Below are 24,617 nucleotides of genomic sequence, written 5' to 3' on the forward strand. Positions count from 1 at the left end.
GTCAGGTCGTCAGCCTATTGCACGGAGAGCATCTGCGACCCGCCGGGTCGGCGCGCCTGTGGACTACTTCTCCTGCTCGATCGTCGCGCCGGTGATCTTGGTCGCCACCTTCGGCTCGCCGGTGCCGTCGCTGCCGGCGGAGGAGATGCCCTTCGACGTGATCTTCGACTCGAGTTCGTCGAGGCCGCTGGTGACCTTCCCGACGACGGTGTAGCCGCCGGTGGAGCCGTCCAGCGTGGTGTCGCCGTAGACGATGAAGAACTGCGTGGTCTGCGAGTACGCCGACGAGCTGCGGGCGATCGCGATGGTGCCCTTGGTGTACTTGCCGTCGCTCGGGACGTTCTCGAGCGGGCCGTACTGGAAGCCGGCGTCACCGGTGCCGTCGCCGTTCGCGGAGCCGCACTGCAGGAACTCGAACCCGGTGCTGTCGGCGAGTCGGTGGCAGGTGGTGCCGTTGTAGAACTGCTCCTGGATGAGCTTGATCTCGACGCTCGCGGCCTGTGGTGCCTTCTCGCCGTCCAGCTCGATGCCGAGCTTCACGTCCTTGTTCAGGGTGAGTGATCCGGTCCAGGTGGAGTCCTTGGCGATGGACTTGCTCGGGACGTCGCCCGTGTTCGCGGCGGTGGCACTCGCGGACGGGGTCGGCGTCGCGGTCGCGGAGGCACTCGCGCTCGCGTCCGCCCCGCCACCATGCGACCCGGCGAAGGCGAGCTGCGAACCGGTCGCCAACGCCGCGACGAGGACGAGGACACCGGCGCCGACGACGTTGTCCCGCACCCGGCGGCGCCGCTGCCGTTCGTGCAGGCCCTGCCGTGCCGTGTAGAGGCGGAGGCGCTCGCGCGCCTCCCGGTTGTCACGCGCCTGGTTCTTCGGTGCCACGGTGCTGGTCGTACCTCTCGTCGAGTGTGCGACGAGCGTACTGTAAACGGCCCTGTCGGAGGCCTGGAGGCACGCCCCTGTCGGTGGGTCGGCCTACGATTGGTCCCATGGCAGCGGACCGTTCGGGCATGCGTGCGCCCACCACCGGCGGTCGCGCCGGGCTGGCTCAGGGGTCCGTCCCACTCGCGGTGCGGATGCGGCCGACCAGCCTCGACGAGGTCGCCGGCCAGCAGCACCTGCTCGGCCGCGGCAGCCCCCTCGTGCAGCTCGCGACGGGCACGCGCGAGAACCCCGGCGGCGTCTCGGTGATCCTGTGGGGACCGCCCGGCACCGGCAAGACGACCCTGGCGCAGGCGATCGCGCGGCAGTCCGGTCGCGAGTTCGTCGAGCTGTCGGCCGTGACCGCCGGCGTGAAGGACGTGCGCGAGGTCATGGAGAAGGCGCTCACGCACCGCGACCTCTACGGATCGACCACGGTCCTCTTCCTCGACGAGATCCACCGCTTCAGCAAGGCCCAGCAGGACGCCCTGCTGCCCGGCGTCGAGAACGGTTGGGTCATCCTCATCGCGGCGACGACCGAGAACCCGTCGTTCTCGGTCATCTCGCCGCTGCTGTCCCGCTCCCTGCTGCTCACGCTCAAGCCCCTCACCGACGAGGACCTCGGCATGCTCGTCGACCGCGCGGTCGAGGACCCGCGGGGCCTCGGCGGATCGGTCGTCCTCGGCGACGAGGCCCGCAGCGCCATCGTGCGGCTGTCCTCCGGCGACGCCCGTCGGGCACTCACCGCGCTCGAGGCCGCAGCGTCCTCGGCCGTCGCAGCGCAGGCCGACGACGACGTGGACGGGGCGCTCGACGGCATCGACACGGTCCCGGTCGTCGACGCCGACACCGTCGCCGCAGCGGTGGACCGGGCACTGCTCCGCTACGACCGCCAGGGCGACGAGCACTACGACGTCATCAGCGCGTTCATCAAGTCGGTCCGGGGGAGCGACGTCGACGCCGCACTCCACTACCTGGCGCGCATGATCGAGGCGGGGGAGGACCCGCGGTTCATCGCCCGTCGCATCATCATCTCGGCGTCCGAGGACATCGGCATGGCCGATCCCCAGGCCCTGCCCATCGCCGTCGCAGCCGCACAGGCCGTCCAGCTCATCGGCATGCCCGAGGGCCGGATCCCCCTGGCCGAGGCGGTCGTCTACCTGGCGACCGCGCCGAAGTCGAACGCCGCCTACAACGGGGTGAACGCCGCGATCGCCGACGTCAAGGCCGGGCGGCTCGGGGTCGTGCCGATGCACCTCCGCGACGCCCACTACCCTGGCGCGAAGCGGCTCGGCCACGGCAAGGGCTACGTCTACTCGCACGACGCCGAGCACGGTGTCGCCGAGCAGCAGTACCTGCCCGACGCGCTCGAGGGCACCGAGTACTACACCCCGACGGCGAACGGCTTCGAGCGCGAGGTCGGGCCGCGACTCGAGCGCCTCCGGAAGATCACCCGCGGCGAGTAGTGGCCGCCCCGAGTTCCTGCTAGCATTGCCGGGCCTACGTCCTGGTCCTCGAGCACGGCTGCGTCGAGGACAGAGTGCCACTCCGGTGGTACGGGGGCAGAGGTTCGGACTGTAGCCGTCCGATCCCACAGGCTCATCCCTCTGGATCCCGTCGTCGGGACCGATCCCTTCCGTGTGTCTCGTTGCCCACGGTCGGACGGATCCCCTCGAGTCATTCAGTTCAGACAGAGAAAAGGACCCTGTGTCTACCAAGTCACGTACCCGCAGCAAGACCCGCCTCTCGCGCGCGCTCGGCATCCCGCTGACGCCGAAGGCGGCCCGTTACCTCGAGAAGCGCCCCTACGGCCCCGGTGAGCACGGCCGCACCCGCCGTCGTGCGGACAGCGACTACGCCGTCCGCCTCCGTGAGAAGCAGCGTCTGCGCGCCCAGTACGGCATCCGCGAGAAGCAGCTCCGCATCGTCTTCGAAGAGGCCCGCAAGACGAAGGGCCTGACCGGTGAGAACCTGGTCGAGCTCCTCGAGCAGCGCCTCGACGCCCTCGTGCTCCGTGCCGGCTTCGCCCGCACCACCGCGCAGGCCCGTCAGCTGATCGTGCACCGTCACATCCTGGTCGACGGCAAGCTCGTCGACCGTCCGTCCTTCCGCGTGAAGGAGGGGCAGCTCATCCACGTGAAGCAGCGCTCCGAGTCCCTCGAGCCCTTCCAGGTCGCCGCCGCCGGTGGGCACCAGGAAGTCCTGCCGAAGGTCCCGGGCTACCTCGAGGTCGAGATCGACAAGCTCCAGGCCCGCCTGGTCCGTCGCCCGAAGCGCGCCGAGGTCCCCGTGACCTGTGAAGTGCAGCTCGTCGTCGAGTACTACGCAGCTCGCTGATCCACTGATCACACCCGAACGGCGGGTCGTCCTCTCACGAGGGCGGCCCGCCGTTCGGCGTCGGTGGCCGGTGTCGTCGGTAAGATCGTCTGGGCACGCACCGCTCGCGTGCACAAGAGGGAGAGGCACCGTGAAGCAGCTGTTCTTCGTCGCCGTCGGCGTCGTCATCGGGTTCGCCGTCGCGCACAAGGTCGCGAACACCCCCGGTGGCGCGCGGTTCTTCGCCGACGTGAACGCTCGCGCGGAAGCCTTCCGTGGTGCCGTCGCCGAGGGCTACCGCTCTCGCGAGGCCGAGCTCCGCACTGACGTCTGACCGACGACCCCTCCCACGCACACGACCTGAAACCAGGAAGCACCATGCAGACCGCAGAGATCCGCCGCCGTTGGCTCCAGTTCTTCGGTGACCGCGGCCACACCGTCGTCCCGTCCGCCTCGCTCGTCTCGGACGACCCCTCGCTCCTGTTCACGGTCGCCGGCATGGTGCCGTTCATCCCGTACCTGACCGGGCTCGTCCCCGCGCCGTACCCCCGCGCCACGAGTGTCCAGAAGTGCATCCGCACGAACGACATCGAAGAGGTCGGCAAGACCCCGCGGCACGGCACGTTCTTCCAGATGAACGGCAACTTCTCGTTCGGCGACTACTTCAAGGAGCAGGCGATCGAGTACGCCTGGCAGTTCCTGACGACGCCCGAGCCGGACGGTGGGCTCGGCTTCTCGCCCGACGACCTCTGGGTCACCGTGTACGAGGACGACGACGAGGCGATCGCCTTCTGGAAGCAGCACTCCTCGCTCCCCGACGAGCGGATCCAGCGGCTCGGCAAGGACACCAACTACTGGTCGACCGGGCAGCCCGGGCCGGCGGGCCCCTGCTCCGAGATCTTCTTCGACCGCGGTCCGGAGTACGGCATCGACGGCGGTCCGGCGACCGACGACGACCGTTACGTCGAGATCTGGAACCTCGTGTTCATGCAGTACCAGATCGCCGACGTCCGTTCGAAGTACGACTTCGAGATCACGGGCGAGCTGCCGAACAAGAACATCGACACCGGCATGGGGCTCGAGCGCGTCGCCTTCATCAAGCAGGGCGTCGACAACATGTACGAGATCGACCAGGTGCGCCCGGTCCTCGACGAGGCGGCGGCGATCTCCGGTCGTCGGTACGGCGCCGTGCACGAGGACGACGTCCGCATGCGCGTCATCGCGGACCACGTCCGGTCGGCGCTCATGCTCATCGCCGACGGCGTCTCCCCGTCGAACGAGGGCCGCGGCTACATCCTCCGCCGCCTGCTCCGCCGCACCGTGCGCGCGATGCGCCTGCTCGGCGTCGAGGGTGCGACCTTCCCCCGGCTCTTCCCCGCGTCCCGCGACGCCATGCGCGACGCCTACCCCGAGGTCGGCAGCGACTACGACCGCATCGCGCGCATCGCCTACGCGGAAGAGGAGACCTTCCTCCGCACGCTCGCGCAGGGCACGACGATCCTCGACGTCGCGGTCGAGCGCGCGAAGCAGGACGGCGCGCCCTCGATCGGCGGGGACACGGCGTTCCTCCTGCACGACACCTTCGGCTTCCCGATCGACCTCACGATGGAGATGGCTGAGGAAGCCGGCGTCCAGGTCGACCGGTCCGCGTTCGAGACCCTGATGTCCGAGCAGCGGGCGCGGGCGAAGGCGGACGCCAAGAGCAAGAAGACCGCACTCGCCGACCTCAGCGTCTACAGCGCGTTCCGGGCGAAGGGCGAGACCGTCTTCCTCGGCTACGACGCGCTCGAGGCCGAGACGAACATCCTCGGCATCATCGTGGACGGCGTGAGCGTCGACCGTGCGGTCGCGGGCGACATCGCCGAGGTCGTCCTCGGCGAGACCTCCCTCTACGCCGAGTCCGGTGGTCAGGACGCCGACCAGGGCTCGATCGTCGGCAACGGCTTCGACCTCGAGGTGCTCGACGTCCAGCGTCCCGTCGCCGGTCTGTGGAGCCACACGGTCCAGGTGCGCTCGGGCGAGGTCGGTGTCGGTGCGCCGGCGACGACCGTGGTCGACGCCGAGTACCGCCGCGGTGCGACCCAGGCGCACTCCGCGACGCACCTCGTGAACGCCGCACTGCGCGACATCCTCGGCCCGGAGGCGCTCCAGGCCGGCTCGTACAACAAGTCGGGCTACATGCGGCTCGACTTCTCGTGGTCGCAGCCGGTCTCGCTCGAGACCCGTTCCGAGATCGAGGAGGTCGTGAACAACGCGATCCGCTCCGACCTCGAGGTCTCGACGCGCGTGCTCCCGCTCGACGAGGCCAAGTCGCTCGGCGCGCAGGCGCTGTTCGGCGAGAAGTACGGCTCCGAGGTCCGCATGGTCGACATCGGTGGCCCGTGGTCCCGTGAGCTCTGCGGTGGCACGCACGTGGCGTCCAGCGCCCAGGTCGGGCTCGTCAACCTCGTGGGGGAGTCGAGCGTCGGTTCGACCAACCGCCGCGTCGAGGCGCTCGTCGGGCTCGAGGGCTTCCGCGACCTCGCCGTCGAGCGGACCATCGTGTCCCAGCTGTCGAGCGCACTCAAGGCCCCCCGAGAGGACCTGCCGACCCGCGTGCAGTCCCTGATGGAGGACCTGCGGACGGCGCAGAAGCGCGTCGCCGAGTTCGAGTCCGCCAACCTCCAGCAGCGCGTCCCGGCGATCGCACGCCAGGCGACGACGGTGGGCGCGACGACCGTCGTGGCCGAGTCCGTCCAAGGCCTGCAGTCCGGTGACGACCTGCGCGCGCTCGCGACCGGTGTCCGCAGCCAGCTCGGCGACGGTGCCGCGGTGGTGGTCCTCGGCGCGGTCATCAACGACAAGCCGGTGGTCATCGTCGCGACGAACGACGCCGCCCGCGCCGCCGGTGTACAGGCGGGACCGCTCGCGAAGGAGGCCGCCGGCGTCCTCGGTGGTGGTGGCGGCGGCAAGCCGGACCTCGCGCAGGGCGGTGGCACCGACGCGTCGGCGCTCCCGGCAGCGCTCCGCGCGGTCACCGACCGGCTCGCGGCCTGATCGTGGCGATCCGTTCCGGGCGCCGGCTCGGCGTCGACGTCGGCCGCGCCCGGATCGGGGTCGCCGTGTGCGACCGTGACGGGCTGCTCGCGACGCCCGTCGAGACCGTCGCCCGGCACGACGCCACGGACGTCCGGCGGATCCTCGAGATCGCGGAGGAGTACGACGTCCTCGAGATCGTCGTCGGGCTGCCGCTCTCGATGTCGGGCGGGGACACCCCGTCCACGGCGGACGCCCGGGAGTTCGCCGGGCGCCTGGCGGAACACCGTCCGGTGCGCCTGGTCGACGAACGACTCTCGACCGTGACGGCCCAGCGCGGCCTGCACCAGGCCGGCAAGAACACGAAGAAGTCCCGCGCCGTGATCGACCAAGCGGCCGCTGTTATCATTCTGCAACACGCGCTCGACCACGAGCGTGCGGCCAGTGCCCCACCCGGGGCCACGCTCCCCTGAAACTGCGGACCACCGCAGTGCTCGCCTGAACGCGGCTGCCACACCGTCGCCCAGCACCCCGAGCCCAGGCGGAGTTCCCGACCGAGAGACCCGAGGACCGTTGGCAGACGACCTGGACTGGAACGCGATCATCGCGCCCGGCAACGACGCCGAGCGGCGGAAGACGACTTCCGACCGTGCGGAGACCCCCGACGCACGCGGTGACGCGGGCGAGACCACCGGTGCGCGCAACGGCGCCCCGGACGCGACCGGTCGACCCATGTCCCGACGCGAAGCACGCGCCGCCGAAGCCGCGCGGGCACGCTCCGAAGCGGGCCCCGCGGACGCGAGCCCGGCCACCACCGACGCGGCCGGGTCGAGCACCGACCGTCCCGACCTCGGCGGAGTCGACGACGACCGTCGCGCCGCCGCGGCGGACGCCCCGGTGGCGTCGTCACCCGACGAGCTGCACCCGGACGTGCACGCGCTCCTCACCGGCGAACTCCACGTCGACGACGACGCGCGTGCCGCGGCACGCGGCGGTGACGCCGGCGCGGCCACGGCCGCCGACGCGGGTGCCGGCGCAGGTGGTCCCGACCAGCCCGGCAACGGCCCCGGAGGCGCGGGAGACGGTGGACGCGGCGGTCGCGGTGGACGTGGGGGCGCCTCCAGGTCGCCACGCGGCCCGCGTGAGCCGCGTCCGAAGCGTCGTCGCGGCCCGCTCATCGCGGGCATCGTCATCGTCGCGGTGGTCCTCGCGGTCGGGGTGTCCGCGTACTCCTTCGCGGCGCCCAAGGTCCAGCAGCTCGTCGCCGCCATCAGCGGTTCGCAGGAGCCGGACGACTACTCCGGCGACGGCACCAGCAAGGTGACGATCACCATCAAGCAGGGCGACATCGGCGAGAACGTCGCCGCGACCCTGCAGCGCAGCGGTGTCGTGAAGGACTCGAAGGTCTTCTACAAGCTCCTGCTCGCCTCGCCGGACGTCCAGTTCCAGCCGGGGTCGTACGCGCTCAAGAAGAAGATGAGCTCGAAGGCGGCCCTCGCGGCGCTGCAGGACAAGGACAACCGCGTCCAGGCCTCCATCGTGATCCCCGAGGGCACGGCGCTCAAGGACATCGAGGCCGGCATGGTTTCGAAGGCGGGACTCTCCGCCGCCGAGGTCTCCGCCGCGGCGAAGGACCTCTCCGCGTACGACCTGCCGGCGAACACGACCACGCTCGAGGGCTGGCTGTTCCCCGCGACCTACCCGATCAACCCGGGTTGGAGTGCGACGGAGTACTTCAAGTCGATGGTCGACACGATGAAGGAGCACCTCTCGGCCGCCGGTGTGGCCGAGGCCGACCAGGAGCGCGTGATCGTCTTCGCCTCGCTCGTGCAGAAGGAAGCGGGCCTCGCGGCCGACTACCCCAAGGTCGCGCGGGTGTTCCAGAACCGGCTCGACATCGACATGCCGCTGCAGTCCGACGCGACGGTCGCCTACGGCACGGGCAACACCCACCGGGTGACGACGACCGACGCCGAGCGTGAGGACGCGTCGAACAAGTACAACACCTACAAGCACGACGGCCTGCCGCCGGCACCGATCTCGAACCCCGGCGACATCGCCATCAAGGCCGTCACGAACATGGCGCAGGGCAAGTGGTTGTACTTCGTGACGGTGAACCTCGAGACCGGCGAGACGGTGTTCTCGGACACCTTCGCCCAGCACGAGGTGGCCGTGGCGCAGTTCCAGGCGTGGCTCCGGGCACACCCCGACTACCAGTAGTCGAGCGGCGTCGCACGGGGCCCGGGCTGTGGGAAGATGGACACCATGCTTCGTTGGTTGACTGCTGGTGAGTCCCACGGACCCGAACTGATCGCGATGCTTGAGGGCCTGCCCGCGGGTGTCCCGGTGTCGTTCGAGTCCATCCGTACCGATCTCGCGCGACGCAAGCTCGGCTACGGCCGCGGCTCCCGCATGAAGTTCGAGCAGGACGAACTGCACGTCTCCGGCGGCGTCCGGCACGGCTACTCGCTCGGCAGCCCGATCGCGATCCGCATCGGCAACACCGAGTGGCCGAAGTGGGTCGAGGTCATGAACCCCGAGCCCGTCGAGCAGACCGACCTCTCCCGTGGTCGGAGTGCCCCGCTCACCCGCCCGCGTCCGGGCCACGCCGACCTCGTCGGCATGCAGAAGTACGGCTTCGACGAGGCCCGCCCGATCCTCGAACGCGCGAGCGCTCGCGAGACCGCGGCCCGGGTCGCGCTCGGCGCCGTCGCGAAGTCCTTCCTGGCCGAGCTCGGCATCCGATCGGTCGCGCACACGCTGCAGGTCGGCACCGTCCGCGTCCCGGACGGCACCGCGCTGCCCCTGCCGGACGACGTCGACCGCCTCGACGACGACCAGCTGCGGTGCTTCGACGCCGAGACCTCCGCTCGCATGGTGACCGAGGTCGAAGCCGCGAAGAAGGACGGCGACACCCTCGGCGGCGTCGTCGAGGTGCTGTTCTACGGCGTCCCGCCCGGACTCGGATCGCACGTGCAGTGGGACCGCCGGCTCGACGCTCGTCTGGCCGCGGCGATCATGGGCATCCAGGCGATCAAGGGCGTCGAGGTCGGCGACGGCTTCGCGACCGCTGCCCGCCGCGGGTCCGAGGCGCACGACGAGCTCTTCCGCGAAGACGGCGAGATCTACCGCACGTCCGACCGCGCGGGCGGTACCGAGGGTGGCATGTCCACGGGCACCGTGCTGCGCGTCCGCGCCGGCATGAAGCCGATCGCGACCGTCCCGCACGCGCTGCACACCATCGACGTCGCCACGGGTGAGGACGCCTCGGCGCACCACCAGCGCTCCGACGTCTGCGCCGTGCCGGCTGCCGGTGTCGTGGCCGAGGCCATGGTCGCGCTCGTCCTCGCCGACGCCGTGCTCGAGAAGTTCGGTGGCGACAACGTCGTCGAGACGAAGCGGAACCTCGACGCGTACCTCGCGTCGATCCCGGAGACGCTGCGCACCCGCAGCACCGAGGCCGCCGAGCACTCCTCGGCCTGGTGACGCACGCACCCGAGCCGGCGGCGGCGTCGCCGTCGGCCGGTCCCGCAGCCCCGGTCGTCATCATCGGGCCGATGGGCGCCGGCAAGTCCAGCGTCGGCAAGCGCGTGGCGAAGGCGCTCGGCGTCCCGTTCACCGACACCGACCGGGTGATCGTCCGCGAGCACGGTCCGATCCCCGGGATCTTCGCGGACCGTGGTGAGGCCGCCTTCCGTGCACTCGAGGCGGCAGCCGTCCGGACAGCGCTGTCGACCGGGGGCGTCATCGCCGTCGGTGGCGGGGCCGTCACCCACGTCGACACGCGCGAGGCCATGGCCGGGGCGCGCATCGTCCTGTTGACCGTCTCGCCCGAGGCCGTCGCCGACCGGATCGCCGGCAGCGACCGCCCGCTCCTGGCAAGCGGCGGCATCGACGCGTGGCAGACGATCATGGACGCGCGGGCGGCGACCTACGCCGAGCTCGCGCACGCGGTGTTCGACACCTCGCGCCGGCCGATGTCGCGCGTCGTCGACGACGTCGTCGCGTGGCTGCGCGACGGAACCCCTCCGGTCCGCACCGGTGCACCCACGAGCGAAGGAACAGCGTGACCGACCCGACCCAGTCAGTCCTCCCCGACGGCACCACCGAGATCCGCGTCGGCGGCGCGGACGGGTACGTCGTGGCCGTCGGCAACGGCCTGCTCGGCTCGGTGCCGGCGCTCCTCGGCCCCCGTGTCGCCAAGGTCCTCATCGTGCACGCCCCGACGCTCGGCGCCCGGGCGAACGCGCTGCGCGACCTGCTCGTCGACGCCGGCCTCGAGGCCCTCATCGCCGAGGTCCCGGACGCCGAGGGCGCCAAGCGCGTCGAGGTCGCCGCGTTCTGCTGGCAGATCATGGGGCAGTCCGACTTCACCCGCACCGACGCCGTCATCGGCCTCGGCGGCGGTGCCGTGACCGACCTCGCCGGGTTCGTCGCGGCGACCTGGCTGCGCGGGGTGCCGTACGTCGCGATCCCCACGAGCGTGCTCGGCATGGTGGACGCGAGCGTCGGCGGCAAGACCGGCATCAACACCAACGAGGGCAAGAACCTCGTCGGCGCCTTCTCCCCGCCCCGCGCGGTCGTCGCCGACATCGACCTCGTCGCCACGCTGCCCCGCAACGAGATCCTCACGGGCTTCGCCGAGATCGTGAAGGCCGGCTTCATCGCCGTCCCGGAGATCCTCGACATCATCGAGGCCGACGTCGACCGCGTCACCGACCCGACGACGCCGGAGTTCCGCCGCGTCGTCGAGCTCGCGATCGAACTCAAGGCGCAGGTCGTCTCGGACGACTTCACCGAGCAGGGCCGCCGCGAGATCCTGAACTACGGGCACACCCTCGGGCACGCCATCGAGCACGCCGAGCGGTACCAGTGGCGACACGGAGCGGCCGTCGCGGTCGGGATGGTCTTCGCCGCCGAGCTCGCGCGCCTCACCGGACACCTCGACGACGCCACGGTGGACCGACACCGCGCGATCCTCGAGTCGCTCGAGCTGCCCACGACCTACGGCATCGGTCGCTGGGAGGGGCTCCTCGCCACGATGCGTCGTGACAAGAAGGCCCGCGCCGGCATGCTCCGGTTCATCATCCTCGACGGTGTCGGCAAGCCGGTCACGCTCGAGGGGCCCGAGGACCACCTGCTCTTCACCGCCTACCAGGAGGTCGGGGTCTAGCTCAGCGGAGGACGCGGCGGGTCCGTCGCCACCACCACTTCACCCGCATCGAGACGGTGAGGACATCCGTCCGCTTCCACTCGTGGAACTCGGCGATGGTCGCTCCGTTCTCCCATGCCCAGTACGCGTCGTCGTCACGGTCGGGATCGAGCGCATCCGGGAGGCGTCTGAAGATCGGCATCACTCCGGCTCCTTCGTGTCGACGGTCGGCCTGCTCCGAGGGACGCGGCGGCGCAACGCGCGGTCTGCGAGCCGCCGGTCCGCCTTGGACCACCACGATAGGTCGGCGAGTCCCCGGAGCACAGTTGTCGAAATGTCGTATGTCTGATCACCCTGGTGCTGCGAAACGGACCAGGTGAATCGATCCCAACCTGACGCAGTGCAGGCGGCCGCAGGACGGGCGTCGGCCGCCTGGGGACGGCGAGCCGCGCCTCCAGGCTGTGGAGGAACCGACCACGCAGGGCGGGGGAGCAGACTGGAACCGTGCCCACCCCGCCACGCCTGAGCGACCTGTCCACACCGGACGCGACCGACCCCGGGACCGTCCGGTCCCGTGCCCGCCGGTTCACCGAGCTGCTGTCGATCGCACGCCGGCACGGCCTCGTCCCGTTCCGGCGCCTGGACTTCTCGCACGACCCGGCGAACTCGGACCTCCGCCGCAGCCAGGCCGAGCACCTCCGCCGTGCGCTCGAGGAGGCCGGCGGCGGGTTCGTGAAGATGGGCCAGCTCCTCTCCACCCGCGACGACCTGCTCCCCGAGGAGTGGACCGAGGGGCTCGCGCACCTGCAGCGGAACGTGTCCCCGGCACCCGCGGACGAGGTCGCAGCGCTGCTCGAACGCGAACTCGGCGCGCCCGTGGACGAGGTCTTCGCGGCCTTCGACCCGGTCCCGGTGGCCGCGGCGTCGATCGCACAGGTCCATCGAGCCCGCCTCGCCGACGGCACGAGCGTCGCCGTCAAGGTGCAGCGGCCCGGCATCGACCAGGCCGTCCGCCGCGACGTCGACATCGCCCTCCGTGTCGTGCGCTTCATGGCGCGCTGGTCGGTCGAGGCCCGTCAGGTCGGCGTGCAGGACGTGGCCCAGCAGTACGCCGACGACCTCGTGCGGCAGGTCGACTTCAGCTCGGAGCTCCGGAACCTCGAGGCACTGCGGGCTGCCCAGCGCCGGAGCGCCCGCCCCGACGAGGTGCGCTTCCCGGACCCGTACCCGGAGCTCTCCGGTCGGCGCGTGCTCGTGATGGAGTTCCTCGAAGGGGACACCCTCAGCGCGATCCGGGCCGAGCGGAGCGACCGCGACCTCGACCAGCCGATGCGGTCGATCCTCCGTGCGTTCCTCCGGCAGGTGGTGTTCGACGGGGTGTACCACGGTGACCTCCACCCCGGGAACGTCCTGCTGCTGCCCGACGGCCGGCCGGCGCTGATCGACTTCGGATCGGTGGGCAGGCTCGACCCCGGCCTCCGGGACATCGTGCAGGAGCTGCTCGCCGCGTACATCCAGGACGACACCTCGCGGATCGCCGACGCGGTGCTCCGGATGGCACCGGTCCGGGACGCCCAGGACGAACCCGACTTCCGCCGGGACATCGCGCGCTTCGTCGCGGACGAGCTCGGTCCGGGTGCCCGGATCGGCGTCGAGACGGTGGACGACGCCGTCGCGGTGTTCGGGCGGTACCGGTTGAAGGCGCCGCCGGACTTCGTCGCCGCCGCGCGCGCCCTGGCGATCTTCGAGGGGACGCTGCGCACGCTCGCCCCCTCGTTCGACCTGCTCGAGGAGTCACGAGGACTCGCCTCCGAACAGATCCGCGACCAGCTGCGACCGGGCAAGCTCCGGGACGTGGCGGTGCGCGAGCTGTTCGGCGCGGTGACGGCCGCACGCCGGCTCCCGCGTCGGGTGGACCGCATCGGCGAGGCGATCGAGACCGGCAAGCTGTCGGTCAACATCCGGCTGTTCGCGGACCGGCGGGACCGACGGACGCTGAACGGGGTGGTCCGGCGGGTGCTGCTCGTGCTGCTCGGCGCCGGGGCCGGCATCCTGTCGATCGTGTACCTCGCGCTGCCGGCCCGGCCGACGGCGGTCATCTCGACCGGGGTGGCCGGAGCGTTGCTCGGGGGAGCGGCGGTGGTGCTGCTCGCCTGGGCAGCGGTCGACGCGATCCGCGCGCGACGACGAGAGTGACCGCAGGCGCAGGCGCAGGCGCAGGCGCAGGCGCAGGCGCAGGCGCAGCGCGCACTGCGCGGGGACGCCACGACCCGTCCGCTACACTCGTCCGGGACCCAGCGCGGTCCGCAGACCTTCACAACACGATCGAACGGGACATCGAAGACTCATGGCCAGTACCACTGACATCAAGAACGGCGCCGTTCTCATCATCGACGGGCAGCTCTGGTCGGTCGTCGAGTTCCAGCACGTCAAGCCGGGCAAGGGCGGCGCGTTCGTCCGCACCAAGCTGAAGAACGTCGTGTCGGGCAAGGTCGTCGACCGCACCTTCAACGCGGGCGCGAAGATCGACACCGCGACGGTCGACCGCCGTGACTACCAGTTCCTCTACGAGGACGGCGACTCCTACGTGTTCATGGACACCGACACCTACGACCAGATCCCGGTCTCGGCGACGGTCGTCGGCGACGCGAAGAACTACCTGCTCGAGTCCGCGATGGTCACCATCGCGATGAACGAGGGCAACCCGCTCTACGTCGAGCTCCCGACGTCGATCGTGACCGAGGTCGAGACCGAGCCCGGCCTGCAGGGCGACCGCTCGTCCGGTGGCACGAAGGACGCGACGATCATCGCGACCGGCCACCGCATCCAGGTCCCGCTCTACCTCGAGAGCGGCACCACGGTGAAGATCGACACGCGCGACGGCAGCTTCCTCGGCCGCGTCAACTCCTAGGCGACGCCCGTATGAGTGCTCGTTCGAAGGCCCGCAAGCGCGCCCTCGACATGCTGTACGTGGCCGAGGTGCGTGAGCTCCCGATCGCGGACGTCCTCGCGACCGAGACCGTCCGGCACCTCGACCAGCCGGAGCGTGCCTCCAGCTGGGACTACGCCCGCCAGATCGTCACGGGTGTCGACGACGCCCGCCACGAGATCGACGCCGTGATCGTCGAGCACGCCCAGGGCTGGTCGATCGCCCGCATGCCGGTGCTCGACCGCTGCATCCTGCGCATGGGCGTCTGGGAGCTCCGGTTCAACCCCGATGTCCCCGACGCGGTCGCGATCGCCGAGGCGGTCGAGCTGGCCCAGTCGCTCTCGACGGAGGAGTCCGCCGGGTTCGTCAACGGTGTGCTCGGGGCCGTCGCCGGCGGCCGCGCGCCGGGCGAGAAGTCGAGCGGTGCACCGTCCGGTCGGACGGTCGCAGAGGACCAGGAGTCCCGGTAGGGTTGACCACGTCAGCATCCTTTAATGCCGTCCGGTGAGGCGGGGAAGGAGGTCGGCGTGGGCACCAGAACGGTCCTGCAGCACTCCGACATCACGCGTGCTCTGACACGCATCGCGCACGAGATCCTCGAGGCCAACCACGGTGCCTCGGACCTCGTGCTCCTGGGCATCCCGACACGGGGCGCCGTCCTGGCCGAGCGGCTCGACCGCATCCTGGCGGACATCGAGCCCGAGTGGGCGGCCATCGAGCCCGAGCGGACGAGCGAACCGGCAGCGACCGGCGCGGACGCCGGCAGGTCGCACCGCGTCGGCACGCTCGACGTCACGATGCACCGCGACGACCTCGGCCACGGCATCGGTCGCGCGCCGCACCGGACGACCATCCCGGCGAGCGGCATCGACGGCAAGGTCGTGGTCCTCGTCGACGACGTCCTGTACTCCGGTCGCACGGTCCGGGCGGCACTCGACGCGCTCCAGGGCATCGGTCGCCCGCGCGCGGTTCGGCTCGCCGTGCTCGTCGACCGGGGCCACCGCGAGCTCCCGATCCGCGCGGACCACGTCGGCAAGAACCTGCCGACGGCCTCCGACGAGCGGGTGACGCTCCGCCTGACCGAGACCGACGGCACCGACGAGGTCGTCATCGAGCAGGGCGACGGGGGTGGAGCGTGAAGCACCTCCTCTCCACCGCCGACCTCTCCCGCGCCGAGGCGATCCACATCCTCGACGTCGCCGAGGAGATGGCCGAGGTCAACACGCGCGAGGTCCGCAAGCTCCCCGCGCTGCGCGGCAAGACCGTCGTGAACCTCTTCTTCGAGGACTCCACGCGCACCCGGATCTCGTTCGAGGCGGCCGCCAAGCGCCTCTCCGCCGACGTCCTCAACTTCGCGGCGAAGGGCTCGAGCGTCTCCAAGGGCGAGTCCCTCAAGGACACCGTGCAGACCCTCGGCGCCATGGGCATCGACGGCATCGTGATGCGCCACGGTGCGTCCGGTGCGCCGCGGGTCCTCGCCGACGCCGACTGGATCGACGTCCCGGTCGTCAACGCCGGCGACGGCACGCACGAGCACCCCACGCAGGCCCTGCTCGACGCGTTCACGATGCGTCGGCGCCTGCACGGTGCCGGCAGCCGCGGCCAGGCCCTCGACGGCGTCCGGGTGCTCATCGTCGGCGACGTGCTGCACAGCCGGGTCGCCCGGAGCAACGCCTGGCTCCTGCAGACCCTCGGCGCGAGCGTCACGTTCGCCGCGCCGCCGACCCTGCTCCCGGTCGCGAGCACGCCGTTCGGCGCCGCGGTGCACCACGACCTCGACGTCGCCCTCGCCGAGGACCCGGACGTCGTGATGACCCTGCGCATCCAGCAGGAGCGGATGAACGACGCGTTCTTCCCGAACCCGCGCGAGTACACCCGGCACTGGGGCCTCACGGCGAGCCGGTTCGCCCGGCTCGACGAGCGCACGCTGATCATGCACCCGGGCCCGATGAACCGCGGGCTCGAGATCGCCGGCGTCGCCGCCGACGACCCCCGATCGACGGTCGTCGAGCAGGTCGAGAACGGCGTGTCGGTCCGGATGGCCGTGCTCTACCTGGCCCTGACCGGGTCCGAAGCGACCGCAGCAACGAAGGAGACCGTCGCATGACCGCCCACCTCATCCGCGGCGCGCAGCTGGTCGACGGCACGCGTGCCGACATCCGCCTGGAGGCGCGGCGCATCACCGCGGTCGGCTCCGGTCTCGACGCGGCCGGCGCCACGGTCGTCGACGCGGACGGTCTGATCGCCCTGCCCGGTCTCGTGGACCTCCACACCCACCTGCGCGAGCCCGGCTTCGAGGAGTCGGAGACGGTCCTCACCGGCTCGCGTGCCGCGGCCGCGGGCGGCTTCACCGCCGTCAACGCGATGGCGAACTCGTCGCCGGTGGCGGACACCGCCGGTGTGGTCGAGCAGGTGCAGGCGCTCGGCGACGACGCCGGGTACGTCACGGTGCGCCCGATCGGCGCGGTCTCCCAGGGACTCCAGGGCACCCACCTGTCCGAGATCGGCGCGATGGCGACGAGCCGGGCGAAGGTCCGGGTCTTCTCGGACGACGGTTCGTGCGTGTCCGACCCGCTCCTCATGCGCCGGGCGCTCGAGTACATCAAGGGCTTCGGCGGGGTGCTCGCGCAGCACGCGCAGGAGCCGAGGCTGACCATCGGCGCCCAGATGAACGAGGGTCGGCTGTCGTCGGAGCTCGGGCTCGCCGGTTGGCCGGCGGTCGCGGAAGAGGCGATCATCGCCCGCGACGTCCTGCTCGCCGACCACGTCGGGGCCCGGCTGCACGTGTGCCACGTCTCGACCGCCGGCAGCGTCGAGGTGATCCGCTGGGCGAAGTCCCGCGGCATCGACGTCACCGCCGAGGTCACGCCGCACCACCTGGTGCTGACCGAGGACCTCATCGCCGGGCACGACGGCGCTCCCGGCTACGACGCCCGGTACAAGGTCAACCCGCCGCTGCGCTCCCGCGAGGACGTCGACGCGCTCCGGGCCGCCCTGGCCGACGGCACGATCGACATCGTCGCGACCGACCACGCGCCGCACACCGCCGAGGCGAAGTGCTGCGAGTGGCCCGCGGCGGCGAACGGCATGGTCGGCCTCGAGTCCGCGCTGAGCGTCGTGCAGGCCGCCGTGGTCGACGACGGCCGGCTCGACTGGGCCGACGTCGCGCGCGTCCTGTCCGAGGCGCCCGCGCGCATCGGCCAGGTCGAGGGGCACGGGCAGCGGATCGCCGAGGGCGCACCGGCCGAGATCACGCTGTACGACCCGACGGCCGTCCGCGAGTTCTCCGTCGCCGACCTCGCCGGGCAGTCGCAGAACTCGCCGTACCTCGGCATGCGGCTCCCGGGCCGGGTCGTCGCGACCTTCCACCACGGGTACCCCACGCTCCTGGCGGGGGAGCTCGTCGACGCCGAGACGGTCGCCGGACACGCCCGCGCCGCGCGGGCGGAGGCGACGGCATGAGCGGTGACGCGCTGCGCTGGCTCGAAGGGGGCATCATCCTCGCCCTCGTCGTCGCGCTGTTCGTCGCCATGGCACGCACCTGGCGGACGCGGGCGAGGAAGCAGGCGGAATCCGTGCCTCCCGTCCCGGTGCCGACCGACGTCGGACCGGCGGCCGGGTCGTGGGACGGCTTCACCGTCGCGACGACCCGCGCCGACCAACCGCTCGAGCGGATCACCGCTGGTGGACTCGGCTTCCGGGGCCGCGGCGGCGTGACCGTCCACGACACCGGCGTGGTGCTCCACCACGCCGGCACCCCGGACCGCTGGATCGAAGCCTCCGCCGTCCGCGGCGCCGACCGCGCCACGTGGGCCATCGACCGCGTGGTCGAGCCCGGGGGACTGGTCCGTCTGCGATGGACGGCGACCGGCGCCGCAGGTGCGTCGGACCTCGACACCTACTTCCGGTTCCCGGAGGGCGACGGCGCAGCACTGGCCGCCCTGCAGGGACTGTCGACGAAGCACGAACACCCGCACACCGCGGGCGAAGGGACGAACTGATGACACGCGAACGGGCCGTACTGGTCCTCGAGGACGGCACCCGGTACGACGGCTGGGCCTACGGCGCCCGCGGGCGCACGCTCGGCGAGGTGGTCTTCGCGACCGGCATGACCGGGTACCAGGAGACGCTCACCGACCCCTCCTACGCCGGACAGATCGTGGTGCAGACCGCGCCGCACATCGGCAACACGGGTGTGAACGACGAGGACCCCGAGTCCCGTCGCATCTGGGTCGCCGGCTACGTCGTGCGCGACCCCAGCCGCGTCGTGTCGAACCACCGCGCGAACGCGTCGCTCGACGACCACCTCGTGCGCGACGGCATCGTCGGCATCTCCGGGATCGACACCCGGGCGCTCACCCGCCGGATCCGCGACGCTGGAGCCATGAAGGGCGGCGTGTTCAGCGGCGCCGACGCCGCGCTGTCCGAGTCGGAGCAGCTCGACGCGGTCCGCGCGCAGGCCACGATGGCGGGCGCGAGCTTCTCGTCGATCGTGTCGACGCCCGAGACCTACGTGGTCCCCGCGGTCGGCGAGCAGATCGGCAAGCTTGCCGTGCTCGACCTGGGTGTGAAGGCCTCGACCACGCGGTACCTCGCCGAGCGCGGCTTCGAGGTGCACGTCGTGCCGCAGGACATCACCGCCGACGAGCTCGAGGCCCTCGCGCCGGACGCGCTCTTCTACTCGAACGGCCCCGGCGACCCTGCCGCGTCGGACGCCCAGGTGGAGCTGCTCCAGGGCAGCCTGAAGACCGGGCGCCCGTTCTTCGGCATCTGCTTCGGCAACCAGCTGCTCGGACGCGCCCTCGGGTTCGGCACCTACAAGCTCCCGTTCGGGCACCGCGGCATCAACCAGCCGGTGCTCGACACCGTGACCGGCAAGGTCGAGATCACGAGCCAGAACCACGGCTTCGCGGTCGACGCGCCCCTCGGCGAGGTCGTCGAGTCACCGGCCGGCTTCGGTCGTGTCGAGGTCTCGCACTACTCCCTGAACGACCAGGTGGTCGAGGGCCTCCGCGCGCTCGACGTGCCGGCGTTCAGCGTGCAGTACCACCCCGAGGCGGCGGCCGGCCCGCACGACTCCATGTACCTCTTCGACCGGTTCGCGGACCTGGTGCGCGAGCGTCGCGACGGGGAGCCGCTCGACGCGGCGACCGCCGACGCCACGACCCCCGCAGCAGACATCACCAAGGAAGCCAACTGATGCCGAAGCGCGCAGACATCAACTCCGTCCTCGTCATCGGCTCCGGCCCGATCGTCATCGGGCAGGCCGCCGAGTTCGACTACTCCGGCACCCAGGCGTGCCGCGTCCTCCGTGCCGAGGGCGTCCGGGTGATCCTCGTCAACCCGAACCCGGCGACGATCATGACCGACCCGGACTTCGCCGACGCGACGTACATCGAGCCGATCACGAGCGCCTCGCTCGAGGAGATCATCAAGATCGAGCAGCCGGACGCCGTGCTGCCGACCCTCGGCGGCCAGACCGCCCTGAACGCCGCGATCAAGCTCGACGCCGAGGGCATCCTCGACAAGTACGGCGTCGAGCTGATCGGCGCGAAGGTCGACGCCATCCAGCGCGGTGAGGACCGCCAGCTCTTCAAGGAGCTCGTCCTCGAGTCCGGCGCCGACGTCGCGCGCAGCCACATCGCGCACACCTTGGAAGAGGCGAAGGAGTACGCGCAGGACCTCGGCTACCCGCTCGTCGTCCGTCCGTCCTTCACCATGGGCGGCCTCGGCTCCGGCTTCGCCTACAACGAGGAAGAACTCGTCCGCTTCGTCGGCGACGGGCTGCAGTCCAGCCCGACGACCGAGGTCCTGCTCGAGGAGTCGATCCTCGGCTGGAAGGAGTACGAGCTCGAGCTGATGCGCGACAACTACGACAACACCGTCGTGATCTGCTCGATCGAGAACGTCGACCCCGTGGGCGTCCACACCGGTGACTCGATCACCGTCGCCCCCGCGCTGACGCTGACCGACCGCGAGTACCAGAACATGCGCGACATCGGCATCGACATCATCCGTCGCGTCGGCGTCGACACCGGCGGCTGCAACATCCAGTTCGCCGTCGACCCGTCGAACGGCCGCGTCATCGTCATCGAGATGAACCCGCGCGTCTCCCGCTCCTCGGCGCTCGCGTCGAAGGCGACGGGCTTCCCGATCGCGAAGATCGCCGCGAAGCTCGCGATCGGGTACCGCCTCGACGAGATCGAGAACGACATCACCCGTGTCACCCCGGCCAGCTTCGAGCCGACGCTCGACTACGTGGTCGTGAAGACCCCGCGGTTCGCGTTCGAGAAGTTCCCCGCGGCGGACGCCACGCTCACCACGACGATGAAGAGCGTCGGCGAGGCGATGGCGATCGGCCGCAACTACGCGACGGCGCTGCAGAAGTCGCTCCGCTCGCTCGAGAAGCGCGGCTCGTCGTTCCACTGGGACACCCCGGCGGTCGAGCTCGACAAGGACGCGCTGCTGCAGAAGTCGGCGATCCCGACCGACGGTCGCATCGTCACCGTGCAGCAGGCGCTCGTCGCGGGCGCCACCGCCGACGAGGTCTTCGAGGCCACCAAGATCGACCCGTGGTTCATCGACCAGATCGTGTTGATCAACGAAGTCGCTCTGGAGGTCAGGAACGCCGAGACCCTCGACGCGGACACCCTGCGCTGGGCGAAGGAGCACGGCTTCAGCGACGCCCAGATCGGCAGCCTGCGGGGGATCACCGAGCAGCAGGCCCGTGACGCCCGTCACGCCGAGGGCATCCGCCCGGTGTTCAAGACCGTCGACACCTGCGCCGGCGAGTTCCCGGCCCTCACGCCGTACCACTACTCGTCGTACGACGCCGAGACCGAGGTCGCCCCGAGCGACCGCAAGAAGGTCGTCATCCTCGGCTCCGGCCCGAACCGCATCGGGCAGGGCGTCGAGTTCGACTACTCCTGCGTGCACGCGTCCTTCGCGCTGAGCGCCGCCGGGTTCGAGACGATCATGATCAACTGCAACCCGGAGACGGTCTCGACCGACTACGACACCTCGGACCGCCTGTACTTCGAGCCGCTGACCACCGAGGACGTCCTCGAGGTCATCGAGGCCGAGGCGGCCTCCGGCGAGCTCGTCGGCGTGGTCGTGCAGCTCGGCGGCCAGACGGCCCTCGGGCTCGCGAAGCCGCTCGAGGCTGCGGGCATCCCGATCCTCGGCACCAGCCCGAGCGCGATCGACTCCGCCGAGGAGCGCGGCCAGTTCTCCGCCATCCTCGACGCTGCCGGCCTGCTCGCGCCCCGGAACGGCACCGCCCACGACCTCGCCAGCGCGACCGCGGTGGCCGAGGAGATCGGCTACCCCGTCCTCGTCCGCCCGTCCTTCGTGCTCGGCGGTCGCGGCATGGAGATCCTGTACGACTCCCCGTCGCTCGCGGACTACTTCGACCGGATGGCCGACCAGGCGATCATCGGGCCGGAGCTCCCGCTGCTGGTCGACCGCTTCCTCGACGACGCGGTGGAGATCGACGTCGACGCGCTCTTCGACGGCGAGCGGCTCTACATCGGCGGGATCATGGAGCACCTCGAAGAGGCCGGCATCCACTCCGGCGACTCGGCCTGCACCCTGCCGCCGGTCGGTCTCGGCCGTGCCGAGATCCAGGGCGTCGTGGACGCGACCGAGAAGATCGCGCGCGGCATCGGCGTCCAGGGCCTGCTCAACGTGCAGTTCGCCATCGGCGCGGGCGTGCTCTACGTCCTCGAGGCGAACCCGCGCGCCAGCCGCACGGTCCCGTTCGTCTCGAAGGCGCTCGGCATCCCGCTGGCCAAGGCCGCATCGCGGATCATGACCGGCACGACGATCGACACGCTCGTCGCCGAGGGGCTCCTGCCCGCCCGTGACGGCGCGTTCGTGCCGATCCAGTCCCCGATCGCCGTGAAGGAGGCCGTGCTGCCCTTCCGCCGGTTCCGCACCCACGACGGCCAGGTCGTCGACTCGGTGCTCAGCCCGGAGATGCGCTCCACCGGCGAGGTCATGGGCATCGACCGCGACTTCCCGCGGGCGTTCCTCAAGTCGCAGGAAGCCGCGTACGGCGGTCTGCCCACGAGCGGCACCGTGTTCGTGAGCGTCGCCGACACCGACAAGCGCGCCATCGTGCTCCCGGTGCACCGGCTGCAGCAGCTCGGCTTCACGATCACGGCGACCGAGGGCACGGCGGAGATCCTGCGCCGCAACGGCATCGAGGTCACGCTCGTCGGCAAGTACAGCGAGGGCGGCGAGAGCGTCGTCGACCTGCTGGCCCGGAACGAGGTCGACATCGTCATCAACACGCCGTCGGGTGCCGCCGGTCGTGCGGACGGGTACGAGATCCGTGCGGCGACGGTCGCGGCGGACAAGCCGCTGTTCACGACGATCGCGCAGCTCGGGGCCGCCGTCGCGGCGATCGAGACGATCGGGTCGCCGCACAGCGTGCGGAGCCTGCAGGACTACGCGCTCGAGCGCGCCACCTGGTGAGCGACCCGGGCACGGGAGGCGCGGCCTCCTTCGGCGTCCGGCTCGCGTCCGCCATCGGGTCGCGTTCCGCCCTCTGCGTCGGCATCGACCCCCACGCCGCCACCCTGGCGGCGTGGGGGCTGGGCCGCGACGAGCAGGGCCTGACCGCGTTCGGCGCGACCCTGGTCGACGCGGCCGCCGGCCGCGCCGCGGTCGTGAAGCCGCAGATCGCGTTCTTCGAGGCCGCGGGGGTGGCGGGCTACCGTGCGCTCGACGCGACGATCCGTCGGGCACGCGATGCGGGCCTCCTGGTCGTCGCCGACGTCAAGCGCGGCGACATCGGGTCGACGGGGGACGACTACGCGCTCGCGTGGCTGGACCGTGACGGTCCGTTCGCCGCCGACGCCATGACGGTGTCGCCGTACCTCGGCTACGGCTCCCTCGCGGGAACGGTCGACGTGGCGCGCCGGAACGGTGCCGGGGTCTTCGTGCTCGCCGCCACGAGCAACCCCGAGGCGCGCGTGCTGCAGACCGCGGTGCTCGCCGAGGGACCTCGTTCGGGGCGGAGCGTCGCTGCCGGTATCGTCTTGGACGTGGCAGACGACAACCGGAGAGGCGGCGACCAGCCCCTCGGCGACGTCGGGCTCGTGCTCGGCGCGACCCTCGACCTCGACGACTTCGGCATCGACGCGGACACCATCGGCACCTCGCCGATCCTCGCCCCGGGCTTCGGTGCCCAGGGCGCCCGCATCGAGGACCTCCGCGCGCTGTACGGCGCCCGCGCCGAGCAGGTGCTCGTCAGCGAGTCGCGCGGCCTGCTCACCGACGGTCCCGACGGCGTCGCCGCCCTCGTGACCGACCGTGCGGACCGGATCCGCGCCGCGCTGGGGGCCGCCGCATGACGACGGACCGCGACGGCCTGCCCGCACACCGGAACCCACCCGAGGTCGACCGGGTCGCCGCGGCTGCCGCTGCGGTGGCCGCCCGTCGTGCCCGGGCCGCGGTCAAGGCCGCGGTCGCGTCGGGGGAGCGCTCCGCTCTCGAGGTCGCCCGCACCGCCTGGTCGGACGCCGACGCACCGGCCGAGAAGTCCCTGCGGGTGCGCGACCTGCTCACGAGCCTGCCCGGCATCGGACCGGCACGGGCGGAGTCGATCATGGGCGAGCTGCGGATCGCGCCGTCGAAGCGCCTCGGCGGCCTCGGCACCCGGCAGCGGTCGGAGCTCGCCGACTGGCTCGCAGCCCGCGGTCGCAAGCGCGGGTCGTCGAAGCTCGTCGTCCTGGCCGGCCCCACCGCGGTCGGCAAGGGCACGGTCAGCGCGTACATCCGCGAGCAGTACCCGGACGTCAACCTCAGCGTCTCGGCGACGACCCGCAAGCCCCGTCCGGGCGAGGTCGACGGCGTGCACTACTACTTCGTGGACGACGCCGAGTTCGACCGGATGATCCGCGACCGCGAGCTCCTCGAGTGGGCCACCGTCCACAACTCGTACCGGTACGGCACGCCCCGGCCGCCGATCGACCGCGCGCTCGACGCCGGCGACAAGGTGATGCTCGAGATCGACCTGCAGGGCGCACGCCAGGTCCGGGACGCCATGCCCGACGCGGTGCTCGTCTTCCTGCTGCCCCCGTCGTGGGAGGAACTCGTGCGCCGGCTGATCGGCCGCGGCACGGAATCGGCCGAGGAACAGGCACGCCGGCTCGACACCGCCAAGGTCGAACTCGCCGCCCAGGACGAGTTCGACGTGCGCATCGTGAACTCCGATGTCGGCACCGCGGCGCGTGAGGTCGTAGACTTGTTCACTGCGCCCTGACCGGGCGTCCCCCCGTT

The 24,617-nt window shown here is 71.4% G+C and carries 22 protein-coding genes; 20 read left to right on the forward strand and 2 right to left on the reverse strand.

All coding sequences use genetic code 11. The features are described 5' to 3' along the window. Positions 1-63: 63 nt before the first annotated feature. Positions 64-879 carry a peptidylprolyl isomerase gene (locus BIV03_RS15100; protein WP_071296264.1) on the reverse strand — a complete coding sequence of 272 codons (816 nt, stop codon included), beginning with the start codon at positions 877-879 and terminating at the stop codon, positions 64-66. Positions 880-1,007: 128 nt separating this feature from the next. Between BIV03_RS15100 and BIV03_RS15105 the strand changes: the two genes are divergently transcribed. The 9 genes from BIV03_RS15105 to aroB all read left to right on the forward strand — a co-directional run bounded on the left by BIV03_RS15105 (position 1,008) and on the right by aroB (position 11,422). Then, on the forward strand, positions 1,008-2,384 hold the full coding sequence (locus tag BIV03_RS15105) for a replication-associated recombination protein A (RefSeq protein ID WP_083403482.1): 1,377 nt from the start codon (positions 1,008-1,010) through the stop codon (positions 2,382-2,384). A gap of 241 nt (positions 2,385-2,625) precedes the next feature. Continuing rightward, positions 2,626-3,255: a 30S ribosomal protein S4 gene (gene rpsD / locus BIV03_RS15110; protein WP_058726527.1), complete on the forward strand. Its 630-nt coding sequence runs from the start codon at positions 2,626-2,628 to the stop codon at positions 3,253-3,255. A gap of 130 nt (positions 3,256-3,385) precedes the next feature. Then, a complete protein-coding gene (locus BIV03_RS15115) occupies positions 3,386-3,568 on the forward strand; it encodes a hypothetical protein (RefSeq protein ID WP_070416260.1) in 183 nt (60 codons plus the stop codon). A gap of 44 nt (positions 3,569-3,612) precedes the next feature. Beyond that, positions 3,613-6,270, forward strand: coding sequence for an alanine--tRNA ligase (gene alaS, locus BIV03_RS15120; RefSeq protein WP_071296265.1), 2,658 nt, complete (start codon positions 3,613-3,615; stop codon positions 6,268-6,270). Beyond that, positions 6,270-6,722 carry a Holliday junction resolvase RuvX gene (gene ruvX, locus BIV03_RS15125; RefSeq protein ID WP_092386988.1) on the forward strand — a complete coding sequence of 151 codons (453 nt, stop codon included), beginning with the start codon at positions 6,270-6,272 and terminating at the stop codon, positions 6,720-6,722. Before alaS ends, ruvX begins: the two co-directional genes overlap by 1 nt. 100 nt (positions 6,723-6,822) lie before the next feature. Continuing rightward, a complete protein-coding gene (gene mltG, locus BIV03_RS15130) occupies positions 6,823-8,469 on the forward strand; it encodes an endolytic transglycosylase MltG (RefSeq protein WP_254790920.1) in 1,647 nt (548 codons plus the stop codon). Between the two features lie 45 nt (positions 8,470-8,514). Continuing rightward, on the forward strand, positions 8,515-9,735 hold the full coding sequence (gene aroC, locus BIV03_RS15135; protein ID WP_071296356.1) for a chorismate synthase: 1,221 nt from the start codon (positions 8,515-8,517) through the stop codon (positions 9,733-9,735). After that, positions 9,732-10,319: a shikimate kinase gene (locus tag BIV03_RS15140; RefSeq protein ID WP_302847774.1), complete on the forward strand. Its 588-nt coding sequence runs from the start codon at positions 9,732-9,734 to the stop codon at positions 10,317-10,319. Before aroC ends, BIV03_RS15140 begins: the two co-directional genes overlap by 4 nt. Continuing rightward, the gene (gene aroB, locus BIV03_RS15145) at positions 10,316-11,422 is read left to right on the forward strand and encodes a 3-dehydroquinate synthase (RefSeq protein WP_071296267.1); all 1,107 of its coding nucleotides are present in this window, start codon (positions 10,316-10,318) and stop codon (positions 11,420-11,422) included. The genes BIV03_RS15140 and aroB overlap by 4 nt, the downstream gene beginning before the upstream one ends. Before the next feature lies 1 nt (position 11,423). Here aroB and BIV03_RS15150 read toward each other — a convergent pair whose 3' ends face one another. Next, positions 11,424-11,603, reverse strand: coding sequence for a hypothetical protein (locus BIV03_RS15150; RefSeq protein ID WP_071296268.1), 180 nt, complete (start codon positions 11,601-11,603; stop codon positions 11,424-11,426). A gap of 302 nt (positions 11,604-11,905) precedes the next feature. Between BIV03_RS15150 and BIV03_RS15155 the strand changes: the two genes are divergently transcribed. The 11 genes from BIV03_RS15155 to gmk all read left to right on the forward strand — a co-directional run bounded on the left by BIV03_RS15155 (position 11,906) and on the right by gmk (position 24,600). Next, positions 11,906-13,597, forward strand: a complete 1,692-nt coding sequence (locus BIV03_RS15155; RefSeq protein ID WP_071296269.1) for an AarF/ABC1/UbiB kinase family protein — start codon at positions 11,906-11,908, stop codon at positions 13,595-13,597. Between the two features lie 151 nt (positions 13,598-13,748). Further along, positions 13,749-14,312, forward strand: a complete 564-nt coding sequence (efp, locus tag BIV03_RS15160; RefSeq protein ID WP_022906721.1) for an elongation factor P — start codon at positions 13,749-13,751, stop codon at positions 14,310-14,312. 11 nt (positions 14,313-14,323) lie between these two features. Further along, positions 14,324-14,800 carry a transcription antitermination factor NusB gene (gene nusB, locus BIV03_RS15165; protein WP_071296270.1) on the forward strand — a complete coding sequence of 159 codons (477 nt, stop codon included), beginning with the start codon at positions 14,324-14,326 and terminating at the stop codon, positions 14,798-14,800. 24 nt (positions 14,801-14,824) lie between these two features. After that, positions 14,825-15,469, forward strand: coding sequence for a bifunctional pyr operon transcriptional regulator/uracil phosphoribosyltransferase PyrR (gene pyrR / locus BIV03_RS15170; RefSeq protein WP_071296271.1), 645 nt, complete (start codon positions 14,825-14,827; stop codon positions 15,467-15,469). After that, entirely contained in the window at positions 15,466-16,437 is a 972-nt protein-coding gene (locus BIV03_RS15175) for an aspartate carbamoyltransferase catalytic subunit (protein WP_071296272.1), read from the forward strand. The genes pyrR and BIV03_RS15175 overlap by 4 nt, the downstream gene beginning before the upstream one ends. Then, positions 16,434-17,792, forward strand: coding sequence for a dihydroorotase (locus BIV03_RS15180; RefSeq protein WP_071296273.1), 1,359 nt, complete (start codon positions 16,434-16,436; stop codon positions 17,790-17,792). Before BIV03_RS15175 ends, BIV03_RS15180 begins: the two co-directional genes overlap by 4 nt. Beyond that, positions 17,789-18,331, forward strand: coding sequence for a hypothetical protein (locus BIV03_RS15185; protein WP_071296274.1), 543 nt, complete (start codon positions 17,789-17,791; stop codon positions 18,329-18,331). Before BIV03_RS15180 ends, BIV03_RS15185 begins: the two co-directional genes overlap by 4 nt. Then, the gene (gene carA / locus BIV03_RS15190) at positions 18,331-19,530 is read left to right on the forward strand and encodes a glutamine-hydrolyzing carbamoyl-phosphate synthase small subunit (RefSeq protein WP_070416250.1); all 1,200 of its coding nucleotides are present in this window, start codon (positions 18,331-18,333) and stop codon (positions 19,528-19,530) included. The genes BIV03_RS15185 and carA overlap by 1 nt, the downstream gene beginning before the upstream one ends. Next, positions 19,530-22,808 carry a carbamoyl-phosphate synthase large subunit gene (gene carB / locus BIV03_RS15195; protein WP_071296275.1) on the forward strand — a complete coding sequence of 1,093 codons (3,279 nt, stop codon included), beginning with the start codon at positions 19,530-19,532 and terminating at the stop codon, positions 22,806-22,808. The genes carA and carB overlap by 1 nt, the downstream gene beginning before the upstream one ends. After that, positions 22,805-23,689 (forward strand): orotidine-5'-phosphate decarboxylase, encoded by an 885-nt coding sequence (gene pyrF / locus BIV03_RS15200; protein WP_083403470.1) that lies wholly within the window; start codon positions 22,805-22,807, stop codon positions 23,687-23,689. The genes carB and pyrF overlap by 4 nt, the downstream gene beginning before the upstream one ends. Next, positions 23,686-24,600 carry a guanylate kinase gene (gene gmk, locus BIV03_RS15205; RefSeq protein ID WP_070416248.1) on the forward strand — a complete coding sequence of 305 codons (915 nt, stop codon included), beginning with the start codon at positions 23,686-23,688 and terminating at the stop codon, positions 24,598-24,600. Before pyrF ends, gmk begins: the two co-directional genes overlap by 4 nt. Positions 24,601-24,617 lie beyond the last annotated feature (17 nt).

Source organism: Curtobacterium sp. MCBA15_016 (assembly GCF_001865105.1).
Lineage (GTDB): Bacteria > Actinomycetota > Actinomycetes > Actinomycetales > Microbacteriaceae > Curtobacterium.

Bases quoted from the DNA above. Each gene is read 5' to 3' on its own strand.
- nusB (WP_071296270.1), top strand. From the start codon at position 14,324: ATGAGTGCTCGTTCGAAGGCCCGCAAGCGCGCCCTCGACATGCTGTAC.
- BIV03_RS15185 (WP_071296274.1), top strand. From the start codon at position 17,789: ATGAGCGGTGACGCGCTGCGCTGGCTCGAAGGGGGCATCATCCTCGCC.
- pyrR (WP_071296271.1), top strand. From the start codon at position 14,825: ATGCCGTCCGGTGAGGCGGGGAAGGAGGTCGGCGTGGGCACCAGAACG.
- alaS (WP_071296265.1), top strand. From the start codon at position 3,613: ATGCAGACCGCAGAGATCCGCCGCCGTTGGCTCCAGTTCTTCGGTGAC.
- BIV03_RS15105 (WP_083403482.1), top strand. From the start codon at position 1,008: ATGCGTGCGCCCACCACCGGCGGTCGCGCCGGGCTGGCTCAGGGGTCC.
- gmk (WP_070416248.1), top strand. From the start codon at position 23,686: ATGACGACGGACCGCGACGGCCTGCCCGCACACCGGAACCCACCCGAG.
- carA (WP_070416250.1), top strand. From the start codon at position 18,331: ATGACACGCGAACGGGCCGTACTGGTCCTCGAGGACGGCACCCGGTAC.
- efp (WP_022906721.1), top strand. From the start codon at position 13,749: ATGGCCAGTACCACTGACATCAAGAACGGCGCCGTTCTCATCATCGAC.
- BIV03_RS15150 (WP_071296268.1), bottom strand. From the start codon at position 11,603: ATGCCGATCTTCAGACGCCTCCCGGATGCGCTCGATCCCGACCGTGAC.
- carB (WP_071296275.1), top strand. From the start codon at position 19,530: ATGCCGAAGCGCGCAGACATCAACTCCGTCCTCGTCATCGGCTCCGGC.
- aroC (WP_071296356.1), top strand. From the start codon at position 8,515: ATGCTTCGTTGGTTGACTGCTGGTGAGTCCCACGGACCCGAACTGATC.
- BIV03_RS15180 (WP_071296273.1), top strand. From the start codon at position 16,434: ATGACCGCCCACCTCATCCGCGGCGCGCAGCTGGTCGACGGCACGCGT.